Annotated in this window: 9 protein-coding genes; all 9 read left to right on the top strand. The window is 37.7% G+C overall.

Features of this window, described 5'->3' with window-relative positions; genetic code table 11:
* The first annotated feature begins 416 nt into the window (after positions 1-416).
* The 9 genes from LVD51_RS00045 (at position 417) to LVD51_RS00005 (ending at position 13,595) form a co-directional block, all read left to right on the top strand.
* Positions 417-3,620 (top strand): SusC/RagA family TonB-linked outer membrane protein, encoded by a 3,204-nt coding sequence (locus tag LVD51_RS00045; protein ID WP_236969114.1) that lies wholly within the window; start codon positions 417-419, stop codon positions 3,618-3,620.
* Between the two features lie 18 nt (positions 3,621-3,638).
* A complete protein-coding gene (locus tag LVD51_RS00040; protein ID WP_236969113.1) occupies positions 3,639-5,111 on the top strand; it encodes a RagB/SusD family nutrient uptake outer membrane protein in 1,473 nt (490 codons plus the stop codon).
* 10 nt (positions 5,112-5,121) lie between these two features.
* Positions 5,122-6,327, top strand: a complete 1,206-nt coding sequence (locus LVD51_RS00035) for a sialidase family protein (RefSeq protein ID WP_236969112.1) — start codon at positions 5,122-5,124, stop codon at positions 6,325-6,327.
* A 55-nt stretch (positions 6,328-6,382) separates the two neighbouring features.
* On the top strand, positions 6,383-7,513 hold the full coding sequence (locus tag LVD51_RS00030; RefSeq protein ID WP_236969111.1) for a sialidase family protein: 1,131 nt from the start codon (positions 6,383-6,385) through the stop codon (positions 7,511-7,513).
* Positions 7,514-7,778: 265 nt separating this feature from the next.
* On the top strand, positions 7,779-9,365 hold the full coding sequence (locus tag LVD51_RS00025) for a hypothetical protein (RefSeq protein WP_236969110.1): 1,587 nt from the start codon (positions 7,779-7,781) through the stop codon (positions 9,363-9,365).
* A 19-nt stretch (positions 9,366-9,384) separates the two neighbouring features.
* Complete coding sequence (locus LVD51_RS00020) at positions 9,385-10,059, top strand: acyltransferase (protein ID WP_236969109.1); 675 nt, start codon at positions 9,385-9,387, stop codon at positions 10,057-10,059.
* Between the two features lie 45 nt (positions 10,060-10,104).
* On the top strand, positions 10,105-11,592 hold the full coding sequence (locus LVD51_RS00015; protein ID WP_236969108.1) for a sulfatase family protein: 1,488 nt from the start codon (positions 10,105-10,107) through the stop codon (positions 11,590-11,592).
* A gap of 2 nt (positions 11,593-11,594) precedes the next feature.
* Positions 11,595-12,350, top strand: a complete 756-nt coding sequence (locus tag LVD51_RS00010; RefSeq protein ID WP_236969107.1) for a phytanoyl-CoA dioxygenase family protein — start codon at positions 11,595-11,597, stop codon at positions 12,348-12,350.
* 45 nt (positions 12,351-12,395) lie between these two features.
* Positions 12,396-13,595, top strand: a complete 1,200-nt coding sequence (locus LVD51_RS00005) for a sialidase family protein (RefSeq protein ID WP_236969106.1) — start codon at positions 12,396-12,398, stop codon at positions 13,593-13,595.
* The last annotated feature ends 542 nt before the right edge of the window (positions 13,596-14,137 follow it).

Raw genomic sequence — 14,137 nt, 5'->3', positions numbered from 1 at the left:
AATATTATACATCTCTTGCTATGCAAAAGTATATCTAAGCGTATTTTTTACCTACTACTTTTATTTATAATACTTGTACTATTTTTTAAGGGCAAAAAATATTAGTATTAAGTTAATCTGGCTATTTTTTGAGCAATATAGATTCCTAAGAATAATATTAGGCATATAATAGTCTAATTTACAAATAAATAAATACAATTGTTTTGTTATTTCTAGAACTATGGTAATTGTGTAGTAAATGAACGATTAGCCAATCTTTATTTTATAAAATGCGGGTAATGTGTCTAATTGATGTGGGGTTAATTGGTGTTTGAAAAATAGTATAAGTTTTCGAAATGAAAGTAGTAGGCTGATGGGAAGATAGTATATAATTTTGCTGAACACGATTTATTTCACAAACATCAAATCTTATCCTTATGGAAAAAACAAAAACACATCATTTTAATAAGAAGCTGTTGCTATTGCTTCTATTTTCCATCTTTACCTCCTTGGCTACTTATGGTCAGTCAACTAGCCAAGTGACTGGGAAGATTGTCGATGTATCGGGAGAGCCTCTCATTGGGGTAAACGTCTTGGTTCAATCAACCAATGTTGGTACGGCATCTGATTTCGATGGAAATTTTACATTAAGTAATGTAGACTTAAACAGTGCTGTATTAGTAGCTAGTTACATAGGTTATAAAACTCAAACACTAGCACTAGAAGGAAATTCAAATGTGACGATAACCTTAATATCTGATTCAGAAATTCTAGATGAATTGGTAGTGGTAGGTTATGGATCTCAATCGCGAGAAGTATTGACTACTTCAGTGAGTAAGTTAGATAATGCCGTATTGGAAAATGTACCTTTCGCCAATGCTGCTACTGCTATGCAAGGAACTGTGTCGGGAGTTAGAGTACAGAGTACGTCGGGACAGCCGGGTGCAGCCCCTCGAATAATAGTTCGTGGAGGTACTTCTATCAACAATCCCGATGGAGCGGCTCCACTGTATGTAATCGATGGAGTGATTCGACCCAATATGGACAATTTGTCTGCTGATGATATCGAAAGTTTACAGGTGTTGAAAGATGCTGCTTCTACTGCCATTTATGGAGCTAGAGGTTCTAATGGTGTTGTAGTGATTACTACCAAAGGTGGTCAAGTGGGACAAGCCAGTATAACCTATTCTTCGGATTTTACATTTTCTAGCGCCGAGAGATTGTATGACTTAGCTTCGGCCAGAGATTATATCTATTTTGGAAGAAGAGCTATGGTGGTCAATGATGCTTATCCCGACGCTTCTTTTCGATTGACAGGAGCTTCTGGATTTGGAACCGGTAATGATTTAACCAACAACACCGCCTATACAACGCAATATTTGACTCCAGAAAATCAACATAAATTGGACGAAGGATGGGAAAGTATGCCTGACCCTATCGATCCATCTAAAACGATTATTTTCAAAAATACGGATTATCAAGACGTATTATTTAGAGAGGCTTTTTCTCAAAATCACTATTTGTCGGCTTCAGGAGGAACTGAAAAAGCGACTTTTAGTGCGAGTTTGGGCTATCTCGAAAATCAAGGGATTGCCATCTCTACTGATATGTCTCGATACACCCTCAATGTGAATGGAGATTTTAAAATAAGTGATCGATTGAGCTTTTTTGGACGAACCAATTACGCTAAATCTAAAGATCATCAAGTAAATAATATTACTAATAATTTTGCTAGAGGACTTACCTTACCTCCAACAGCCAAATACTATTTTGAAGATGGAACTTTGGCTCCAGGTGAAAAAACAAGTGAGGGTAATCCTGAGTATTATTTGAACAATAGAGATGCTGAAAATACTTCGGAGAACCTAACTTTAAGTTTTGGTTCTAAGTACAATATCTTGCCAAATCTAAGCTTTGAGCCCCAGGTTTCAATCTATAATGTGAATGATGATTCTTATGATTTTCAGCCGGGATTTTTTGAAGGAGTATCCAATTTTGTCGACAGTAGAAGAGCTAGCGTGTCCAATTATAAGTGGCGACAAACTCAAGCAGATGCGGTATTTTCTTATTTAGAGACTATTCAGAATGTACATAATTTTGATATAAAAGCAGGTCTTTCGTATTTCGATCGTACCATTTCTACTTTTAGTGCAGTTGGTCAAGGAGCTTCTACAGATTTAATTCCTACCCTAAACGCATCGGCAGAACCCATATCAGTGAGCAGTTCTGTGTCTGATCAGGTCATCATGGGTTATTTTGGTAGAATTAATTATGACTTTGATAGCAAGTATTTGTTGTCTATCAATATGAGATACGATGGAGCTTCAAACTTGGGAGCAAACTATAAATGGGGATTTTTCCCAGGAGTTTCTGTAGGTTGGAATTTGCATAAAGAAGCCTTTTGGAGTAGTTTACCTGAAGACTTATTGACATTGAAACTACGTGGTAGTTATGGTGTGAATGGAAATATTGGAAATCTTGGTGATTTTACTTCACAGGGAGCATATGGTGTAGGAGCCATCTATTCGGGATTGGCAGCTATTCAAAATACCATTATTCCAAATCCCGAATTGCAATGGGAACGATCAAAAACCCTAAACATAGGAGCTGATATCGGATTGTTCAACAGACGGGTGAATGTAATCTTCGATGCATACCGCAGAGAAACGGATAACTTGATCACAAGTTTGGCCTTGCCACCATCAACTGGTTTTGGCAGTTCGTTGACCAACTTGGGAAGTTTGGAAAACAAAGGGGTAGAATTGGAATTGAACATCAATGTATTGCCCAATGAAAGTGAACTTCAATGGAATATAGGTTTTAATGCTTCTAAAGTGAGCAATAAAATATTGGCTCTTCCGGAAAACGGTGTTGAGAACAATAGAATTGGAGGATTTAATGTATGGGATGAAGCCAGTCAAGAATATGTATGGAAAGGAGGATTGCAGGAAGGTAGTCCAATAGGAGAATATTATGAGTACAGAAAATTAGGGGTTTATGCTACGGACGAAGAAGCAGCCAACGCTCCTTATGATAACATTCCAAGAGTAAAAGACGCCAAGTATGGAGGAGATGTGATCTGGGATGACATCGATGGAAATGGTGAAATTGATGGTAGAGACCGCGTATATATGGGTAATATTTATCCTGATTGGACGGGAGGTATGAGCAACTCTTTCTCTTATAAGAACTTATTTTTATCCTTTAGATTGGATTATACAGTTGGACATACCATCTGGAACTTTGCACGAGGATTTATGGATGGACAGTGGAAATTAAATATGAACCTGACACAGGACATGGTGGACAATGCATGGCAAGAACAGGGAGATATTACCAATACGCCAAGGTATGACTGGGAAAGTACTCGTGCTCAAGGAAATATTTCACCGGGTAGAGCTGGTCAAGATTATTATGAAAAAGGAGATTATCTAGCGGTTCGAGAAGTGACTTTTGGTTATGAATTGCCACAATCTATCTTGTCAGCGGTGAACATTAACAAACTTAGACTGAATGTGACGGGGAACAACTTACACTATTTCACCCAGTATAAAGGATTAAATCCTGAAGAAGGTGGAAGAGATTACGGTAGATATCCTGTACCCAGAAATTTAATCTTGGGATTAAGCATTTCTTTCTAATCTATTAAATCAATAATAATGAAAAAAATAAAACAACTTTTTATATTATTTACACTTTCTGTCGCGTCCTTTTCTTGTACTGATGTATTGGATGTAGAACCTACTAGTGTAATTACTACTGCTTCCTTTTGGCAGACTGAAAACGATGCTCAAGGAGCCTTGGTGGGCATGTATGTCAATTTGAGAACCATCGCTACCACAGATTTATACGTTCTAGGAGAAGCACGAAGCGACGTGTTGACGTTGGGTATTGTCGGTGGCGGAGGCTGGGATAAATACTATTTCAACACCTTACATGCCGACAATGCTGGACCTAGTTGGCAGAATTTTTACTCATTAATCAACAGTGCCAACTTGATTATTAAGTATGTACCGGATATAGATTTTGCATCAGAGGAAAATAAAAACAATATTCTTGCACAAGCCTATGCCATGAGAGCCTATGCTTACTACGTGATGACCAGAACATGGGGAGATCTACCATTGAGAATAGAGCCTACTGAAAGTACTGATGCTGAAGTAACTCAGATAGAGCGAAGTAGTCAAGCCGAAATATTCACTTTGATTAAGAGCGATATAGATCAAGCGAATCAGTTGTTTCCAGATAATTCGATTCATACTGATAGAAGCTTTTGGTCAAAGCCAGGAGTCAATGCTCTAAAAGCAGATGTGTATTTGTGGTCAGCTAAAGTATTGGGCGGAGGTCAGTCTGATCTTCAAACCGCATTGTCAGCGATTTCTGAAGTGGAGTCAGCTGATGTGGCCTTGTTAGATGATTATGCCAGCGTGTTTGCATATGAGAACAAAGGAAATGATGAGATCATCATGGCAGCACGTTTCGCAGAATTTGAAGTAGGAAACAACTATCACAAAGATCTTTACCTTATCAACAGTGCCATTCCATCTAATATTACTGCTGAAACCAGAGCCTTGATCGGACCAGTAGGAGGTGGGAACAACATTATTCGACCTACTGACTTTATGAAGTCTTTGTACGATGTGACCGATTCTAGAAAAGATGCTACTTTTTATGAAATTTTCACCTTGGACGACAATGGACAACCTACGGTATACTATACTACGATTGGAACCAAAGGTTCGGGAACCGTATCTGGTGGAGCGCGATTGTATGTAGATGATTATATTATCTATCGATATGCTGACATATTGTTGATGAAGGCTGAGATTAAAAATGCTTTAGATCAAGATCCAAGTACAGAAATCAATCAAATCTTAATGCGGGCCTACGGAGATAATTTTGCCGGCAAAGAATTTGTGTCTGGAACTAAGGCAGAAAACGATGCTTTTATTCTGGAAGAAAGATTGAGAGAGTTGGCATTTGAAGGTAAAAGATGGTGGGATTTGATACGCTTTGACAAAGTATTGGAAATGGTTCCTACTTTGAACAATGATAGCGACAAGTTATTGTGGCCTATTTCTAGTTCCATCCTTAGTTTAGAAACAAAAGTGACCCAAAATCCTGGGTATTAAAATTCATACTATGATTAATATTAAGAGTATTGCAATACTGTTATTGATAAATTTTGTATCCAACCTAACCATAGTTTCTGCTGTAACATCAGCAGAAACTCGGTTAGATACCATACCTGGAGTTACAAAAATTAAAGATGTTGTTATATATGAAGATGAGCAATATTTCTCTTCATTCCCTTCTGTTATTAAAAAGGAGGATGGAGAAATAATAGTTGCTTTTAGGAGAGCTCCGGATCGAAGAGAAGTATTTGGTGAAAAAGTGACATGGCATGTTGATCCCAACAGTTACTTGGTGTCGGTCAGATCGAGAGACAACGGCCTGTCTTGGTCCAAAAAACCCGACCTGATCTACGCCCATGATTTTGGCGGATCACAAGATCCATGTATGCTCCAACTGAAAGACGGTACGATAATATGTACGAGTTATGGCTGGGCTAGCGTGCGACCGAATGGTTATTCAAAACTGACAGAATTGAACGAAAAAAATAGATACGGCTCTGTCTTTTTAGGGGGTTACATTGTTCGTTCTACCGATGGTGGTGAAACATGGGACGGTCCAATTTATCCACCAAAAATGGCTAAAGATTTTAGGATTAATCCTATGAATAAGCCAGTGCCCGCCTATAATAGGGGAGCTTTGTACGAGGGTAATAATGGTGATATTTATTGGGTGGTTGCCGGTAAAACCGAAGAAAATCCCAAAAATATGTCTACTCATTTAATGGTGTCCAAAGATAAGGGCCTTACATGGGAATACAGTTCAGAGGTAGCTTCTGACAAAGAAGTGGTATTCAATGAAACCTCAGTCTACGAAACACCTAAAGGTGATATTGTAGCCTTCCTCAGAACAGCGAATTATGATGATCAAGCTTGTATAGCCCGATCTACTGACGGAGGAAAAACATTTCAACCATGGAAATCAATGGGATTCCAAGGTCACCCTTTGCAAGCTACTCGCTTACCCGACAATAGAGTGTTGTTGGTATATGGATATCGTCATGAACCTTTTGGAATTAGAGCTCGAATTTTGAATGAAGAATGTACTGATTATGAAACTGCACCAGAAACCATTTTGAGAACCGACGGTGGGGGCTATGATATTGGTTACCCTTGGTCAGTAGTCATTGATGAAAACAAAGTATTGGTAGTATATTATATGAACCACAATGATGGTACAAGATATATAGCTGGTACAATATTAGAAATCGATTAATACAATAAATATGGTTGTCAATAGAATATATTCAATATTAGTAATACTGCTAGCAATGTTTTCTGTATTCCCCAAGGCTAGTTTTGCTGGGATATTAGGAGGATTACCTCCGTGGGTACAGAATAATGATACTACAAAATATCAGATCATTTCAAAAGGTGGAGAAGCTGGGGAATATCAAGCTTTTCCCGATGCTTGTAAATTAAAAAATGGAGATATTTTAGCGGTGTTTTACGGCGGTTATGGACATGTTTCTTATCCCAATGAAGGCTATCCCAATGCCGGAAGAATCTGTATGGTTCGATCGAAAGACGAAGGTAAAACATGGTCCAAACCCATTACTATATTTGATGATATCTATGACAATCGAGATCCGCACATCAGTCAATTGAATGATGGTACTATTATGGTCAGTTTTTTCTCATTGAATCTAAAGTCCAATCCAAAATCAAGAACAGGTGTAGGAGTCCAATTTATACAATCTTTTGACAATGGATATTCATGGACGGAGCGACCGAGACAGGTTTCAATTACTGGAACGGATTGGTATTGTTCTGCTCCTATTCGCGAAATGTCAAACGGTACCTTGGTATTTCCTGTGTACAAACAAGTTCTGGGTTCAGAACATGCTTGGGGAGGTGTATTTTTGTCCTATGATAAAGGGAAAAGTTGGACTGACCCCATAGCCATTGGTGAAGAGGCAGAGTTGTTTTTAGCTGCTGAAACTGATGTGGTTCGATTGAATGATGGTACTTTGTTAGCTGCTCTTCGAGGTCAAAAAGAACTGCCCATGCATTATTCTATAAGTAATGATGTTGGGAAATCTTGGTCAGAAGTTCAGTCTATTGGATTCTTGGCACATTCTCCACATTTCAATAGATTGACCACTGGTGAAATATTAATGACTTATCGGGGAGTGGAAGGTAGCGAAACATTTGATTGGGACAAGGCTTATACCGCACTGCGGATTAGTTATGATGAGGGTAAGTCTTGGCAAGGACCATTTAAAATGGATGAAAGTCGGGGTGCTTATCCTGCTACGGTGGAATTAAGTGATGGTAATATTTTACTCATTTTTTATGAGGAAGGAGAAAACAGTGGTGTGGGTGCTCTTAAATTTGAGATGCCAGATAAATCCTATCATTTGGCGCCGGTGGCTCAACCGATAAATATATTAGAAAATTAGGGACGATATCGCAAGGTTAACTCGACATTATATGCCTTGCAAATGGATCTATATTATAAATGTAATTCGTAATAAATATAGAGAGGGGTTAAAAAGGAAAATGTAGTTGTAAAAGGAAATAAGGTAAAATAATATATAAATATTAACAGAGTATAGAGACCTAGAATAATAGATAGATATCATTGGATATGACTTAAATTGACAGCATTTGAGTTATGGTATTTTCGGGTAAATGAAGTCTGTTAATTGAATTTAAAATTTTAATATGAAAACAAAAAGTAGTAATTTATTAAGAAGTTTATGCGTAGCGTTGTTAGCGTTATCGATTACAAGTTTATACGGTCAAATAACACCACTGGAAGTCTCGGCGGTATCCTTTTCAATTTCGCCTAAGGTCGGTACCCCAAGTGGTCATTCAAGAACAGGACATAAAATTGAAGAAGTTCACGGCGATTTAATAAATACCCTAGTCTTGTTTAAACAAGGGGATGAAAAATATTGTATTATTTCTTCTCCGTTGGGTATAGAAAAAGGTACATTGAATGATGTTGCTGTAGCGGAATTGTCAAAAATTTTAAATATTCCGGCAACCAATATTACCGCTAATTCTTCCCATAATCACACCATACCCTATCTCGAAGTAAGAGATGTTGAAAGACCTGAGGAGGGTACACCTTATCTATTGTCTTGGGAATTGGGAAGAGAATTTTTAACAGAATTCAAAAAAGCGGCTCATGAACTAGAAAAGAATTTACAGCCTGTATCGGTAGAATGGGGAGTAGCAGAAGAAAAAAGAATCACCTATAATCGAAAAGGTGTTCATCTAGATGGAACGACTTATTTTATGAGAGAGCAGGATCGTTTGACTTTAAAGGGCGAAGGTTATACAGGAGTGATTGATTCCGATGCTGGTGTTGTAGTGTTTAGGAATGCAGCTGGAAAACCTGTTGCTGCCTTAAGCTTCTTTACTGGACATCCAGTAGGAGCTTACAGTCCTGAAAAATTGATTAGTTATGGTCAATTTCCGCAGGTCGGTTCGCAAATATTGTCAAAATATTTGGGTGATATCCCTGTAGCGTTTTTACAAGGCTGTGGAGGTAATATCAATTCAAAACATATGTTGATCGGAACATTTGAACAAGCCGAAGAATTGGGCGAGCAATTGGGAGAATCATTTATTATTGCCGCGAAATCATTGCAACCTTCTAAAAGAGTCGATATAGAGTGGAGTCGTGAAAAGGTAAAAATTCCTTTAGATGAATTACCTAGCTTAGAAAGCTTAGAGCAGGATTTGGCTACCATTGATGACTTTATTAAAAGAGGTAATGAAGGCGATGAAAATACCCTGTATTGTGTAGGTTTAAATTTCCCTAAAGCATTAACTCCCGCTTATCGAGCTAAATTAATTGATTTAATCCGTCCGTGGTATGTATGGGCAATTAATCAACATAAAACATATAATTGGAGAAATATTCCAACTCATTTACCCTTCGATATTTTAGTGGCTAGATTTGGAGATGTTGGTTTTGTGGGTATGCCTTATGAAACATTTGTTGAAACCGGTTTAAAAATTAAAAAGCACAGTGCGCTTCCCTTTGTTTTGACCTGTGGATATACTGATGGAATATATGGTTATATTCCAGATGCCAGTGGGGTAAAGGATATGGAGTATATGTCTAGTAATTATCGATATAGAGGGAAATATGGAGTTTTCCCAGAATGGAAAAACAAAAAAGATAGCGTTCCTGAAGCTATATATTCTGCATATGAATTTACTCCACCGTACAAAGCGCCGGCTGGTGATGCATGTGCTGATGTTGCGATTAAAAAATTAGCGGAATTTGCTAAGTAGGATATTTAAATAGAGGATTATGGAAAATATGAAATCCGGACAATTTGTTTTGGGTAAAGAAGCTGAAGTAGCTCCCAATGTAATATTGGGCTATACCTATAAAGATTGGCGGGAAAAACTAACCATTGGAGATTATCCTCGTATTCACAGTGGTAGTGTGATATATGCCGATACTACGATTGGACATAGATTTACATGTGGACACAATGTAACTATCCGAGCTCATTGTCAGATTGGAGATCGGGTAGTATTGCTCCACGGGACGACTTTGGAAGGAAATTTGAAAATTGGTAAGGGGGTAAAAGTCATGGCCAATGTATACATCCCAAGTAATACTAGTATTGGAGACATGGTATTTATTGGACCTGGAGTGAATATTCTCAATGCAAGATTGCCAATGAGAGTTTCTGGGCTTGCCAAAGTAGTCATAGGAAATCATGTAGTTATTGGAGGTGGCGTCACTATCGGCCCGGGAGTAAATATAGGTGATAATGTATTTATTGGTGCTGGTGCTGTAGTCCTTAAGGATATTCCTTCTGATTCTTTGGCCTATGGTAATCCAGCGAGATATAAACCATTGCCAGAAAAATTTGGTAAGGGCAATGATCCAGAACAGATATTTACCGGATTGGATCTATGGAATCAGGTAGAGGATGATGGAAGTTGGAAAGAAGAAGAATATCCGGGCAAATAAAGCCTTTATTACTGGATCGAGTTAAATTGATTAAACTATATAACGATGAAATATCTAGGATGTATTTTTGCTATAGTTCTATTGTTTAGTAGTTGTCAGGAAGATGATCCAGTAAGACGGCCCAATATTTTGTTAATTGTTTCAGAAGACAATAGTTCCGATTTAGGTTGCTATGGCAATTCCATTGTTCATACCCCGAATATTGATGAATTGGCCAAACAAGGTATGCGATTTACTAATGCCTATACTACCTATGCTGTATGTAGTCCATCAAGGGCCAGCATTTTTACAGGATTATACCCTCATCAAAATGGACAATTGGGCTGGGCTACCCAAGGGTATAGTATGTACGAAGGGATGAAGGTCTTGCCCAATTATCTCAATGAAGCTGGCTATAATACGGGTTGTTTAGGCAAAATTCACGTTAATCCTGATTCTATTTTCGATTTTAATTTGTCTGAATTAAATACTTCGAATTTTGCTAAAAAAGATTTGTCTGCCTATGCCCATGAAGCAAAAAAGTTTATAAGTAATAGTCGGGATCAGCCTTATTTTTTAATGGTTAATTTTCCCGATGCTCATTTGCCATTTCAAAATGATGTTGATGGTTTGCCAAGCATTAAAGTCGACACCAGTGAGATCACCACTACCTTGCCCTTTGTTGGTGTCAATACCGAAAGGTTAAGAAAAGTTACCCAAAAATATTACAACTGTATGAATCGCCTAGACGAGTCGGTGGGTATGCTGTTGGATAGTATTGGTGATCTGTCGAATACCATGGTGATTTATATGAGCGATCATGGGGCTCAGTTTAGTCGTGGGAAGTTGACCAATTATGAAGGAGGTTTAAAAATTCCTTTTATTGTTCATTGGCCGGATAAATATAAATTTTCAAATACGGTAAGTCATGCATTAATTTCTGTCATTGATTTACTTCCTACTTTTCTAGATGTTGCCGAGCAGCCAATACCTGAAGAATTGCCCGGAATGTCGCTATTGACTTTGTTGGATGAGGATGGTAGAGATGATCATTGGAGGCCTTATTTGGCAGCCGATGGTGAGGGAGCTTCTCCGGTTATGTATTATCCTCGACGAAGTATTAGAAATCGCCGTTACAAATTGATTCACAATATCGATGTAGGTCGACAGGATTTTCCCGCATATCATACCTATGCCAGCGAAAAGTTTTATTCGGGGGCCAATTACGATGAGATTCAACAAGCTGGTGCTGATGTGCAAGAAATGTATAAGATTTGGAAAAACCCACCTACCTATGAATTATATGATTTAGAAAATGATCCATGGGAATGGAAGAATTTATCTCAAGATCCTAAATACAGTGCAGTATTGCAGGAGTTACTGGCGGCCATGATTCAGTGGAGGAAAGACAGTAAAGATCCTTTTTTAGATTCTGATAAATTAGATCGTTATACCGAAGAGATGAATTATATAAATGAAACTTACCCTAACCATACATACAAACAAAATGGTATTACTCAATTGGATTATGTAAATTATTTAAAAATAAACTGATTATGATAAATACGGATATGCAACAACTAAAACAAGAGTTTGAAGATTGTGGATATTTACATCTTAAGGGTTTTTTTGACGGAGATGAAATAGCGGAAATTAAGCAACATTTAGCCGACTATATCGAGAATGTGGCACCAATTCTACCCCCAGAACACGTGTTTTATGAAGATGAAAAAGATAAATCTTCGATTAAGCAAATGTTCTATTTGTCCAATTACGATCCTTTTTTTGAAAAATGGTTGCGTGGTAGTAAAATTGAGAAAATGGCGGAACTGCTATTAGGGGAAAAAATGGGAAAAGGCTTTGTTGAATATTTTAATAAACCACCTAAAATTGGGAAACCCACCCCCCCTCATCAGGATGGTTATTATTTTATGTTGGAGCCACAAAGTGCTATAACGTTTTGGATACCATTAGAAGATGTAGATGAAGAGAATGGTTGTCTTAAATATGTGGCTGGGTCTAATAAATTGCCGATGAGAGAACATGGCAGAAGTGAAATATTAGGATTTTCGCAAGGCATTGTTGATTATGGCACTGAGGCGGATCTAAAGGATGAAGTATCTGTTCCCGCTGTTGTTGGCGATGTGTTGACTCATCATTCTATGACCATTCATAGCGCCAATGCCAATCAAAGTGAGACCAGATCTAGAACTGTTCTCGGTATGGTGTATTTTGGAGAGTCTGCCAAAGAAGATATCGAGGCCAAGAAAGCCTACCAAGAAAAATTGAAAAAGGAGACTATTAAATCATAATCCTTTAAAGAATTGATAGAGATATTTTGAAATTTACTTAAAATTATGAATAGTATTAATACATATATTAATTGTTTTTTTTGCCTAGTTTTTCTTTCTGTATTCCAAACTCCTGTCTGGGGTCAGGTAGAGGACAAAGGACATTCTGGTCTTTCCAAAATTGAGGATATTATTATTTATGAAGACGACGATTTTTTCTCTGCTTTTCCATCCGTAGTCAAAAAACAAGATGGCGAAATCCTGGTTGCCTTTAGAAGGGCACCCAATAGAGCGATATTCGGAGAAGGAAAAAATTATCATGTGGACCCCAATAGCTATTTGGTCTATGTAAGATCTAGAGACAATGGACTATCATGGACATCAGAACCAGAATTGTTATACGCTCATCCCTATGGAGGATCACAAGATCCCTGTATGTTGTTGCTCAAAGATGGGTCTATGTTGTGTACTAGCTATGGCTGGGCCGCTGTGCGGGATGATGGTTTGCCCAATTTAAAACAGCCCGTTTCACAAAATATAAAGGGAGCCATTGCCTTAGGAGGTTATTATCTGCGATCATTCGATGGAGGAGAAACTTGGAAGGGCCCATATTACCCACCCAGTATTCCTTCAGAAGTGCGCTATACCGCTAAAGGAGATCCTTTTCCTTCTCTCAATAGAGGAGCATTGACAGAGGGTAAAGATGGAAGACTGTTTTGGGTAGTAGCCACCAGTTATGACAAAGATAATATTGCTAGAAAAATGACGAGTCTTCTGATTTCTGAGGACAAGGGAATGACATGGGAATTGGCTTCAACAGTGGCCGTGGATGATAAGATAGACTTTAACGAGACTTCTATATATGAAACTCCGAAAGGAGATTTAGTGGCATTTCTGAGAACGGCCAATTTCGATGGTCAGGCTTGTATTGCACGATCTGTTGATGGGGGTAAGAGTTTTCAACCCTGGCAACCTATGGGTTTTAAGGGTTATCCACTTCAGGCATTGCGTTTGCCCGACAATAGGGTATTGTTGGTGTATGGTTATCGATCAAAACCCTATGGAATCCGAGCTCGAATACTAAATGCCGAATGTGATGATTTCGCAACGTCTAAAGAATTTGTTATCAGAGATGATGGAGGTAGTACTGATTTGGGCTATCCATGGGCTGTGATGTTGGATGACAATCGAGTTTTGGTAACCTATTACTACAATATCGATAATGGAACACGTCATATAGCTGGATCTGTACTAAAATTGGATTAATATTCCCCATTATTTAGTCTTTATTCTCAAGAGGCTTTAATACTGTAATTGTTAATTTCTACATAGATCATTTTTTATTCAGTCTTTATATGTGGAATTTTCGAATTGATAAAAAACCATAGTGGTTAAATATCTTAAATTCTTCAATTGGAATTTCTAGTGTGGCTAGGAATTCCATTTTTATTATATGCCAATCTTAAGTCTATCATTTTTTTTCTTCTCACTACAGTTTCTCTTATAGTTTATGGTAGTGTTCAGAAAAGTGTGTATTTATAGTTCTAGTGAATTCATGGTGCTAAAATAAAAATTTTTTAAAGTAACGCGTTTTCCATGGAAAATTTTTTAGACGTCAGCCCCTCAAAAGGCTAAGGCGTATAAAAAATTTTATGTGGTAAACATAATATAACAACTTCATTGATTATATCTTCCTAAATCCATTTAATAAAAATCAAGTTCAGATGATGTACTAAATTGATATATCGGATAATTATACTCGGGCCGATTCATTGCTGTACTACCCATTAAAAATAGTACTGCTTCTG

Origin of the sequence: Membranihabitans marinus (genome assembly GCF_021729155.1) — a bacterium.
Taxonomy (GTDB): domain Bacteria; phylum Bacteroidota; class Bacteroidia; order Chitinophagales; family Saprospiraceae; genus Membranihabitans; species Membranihabitans marinus.
Note: the sequence above shows the minus strand (reverse complement) of the source record. Positions and strands in the feature narration are given on the sequence as shown.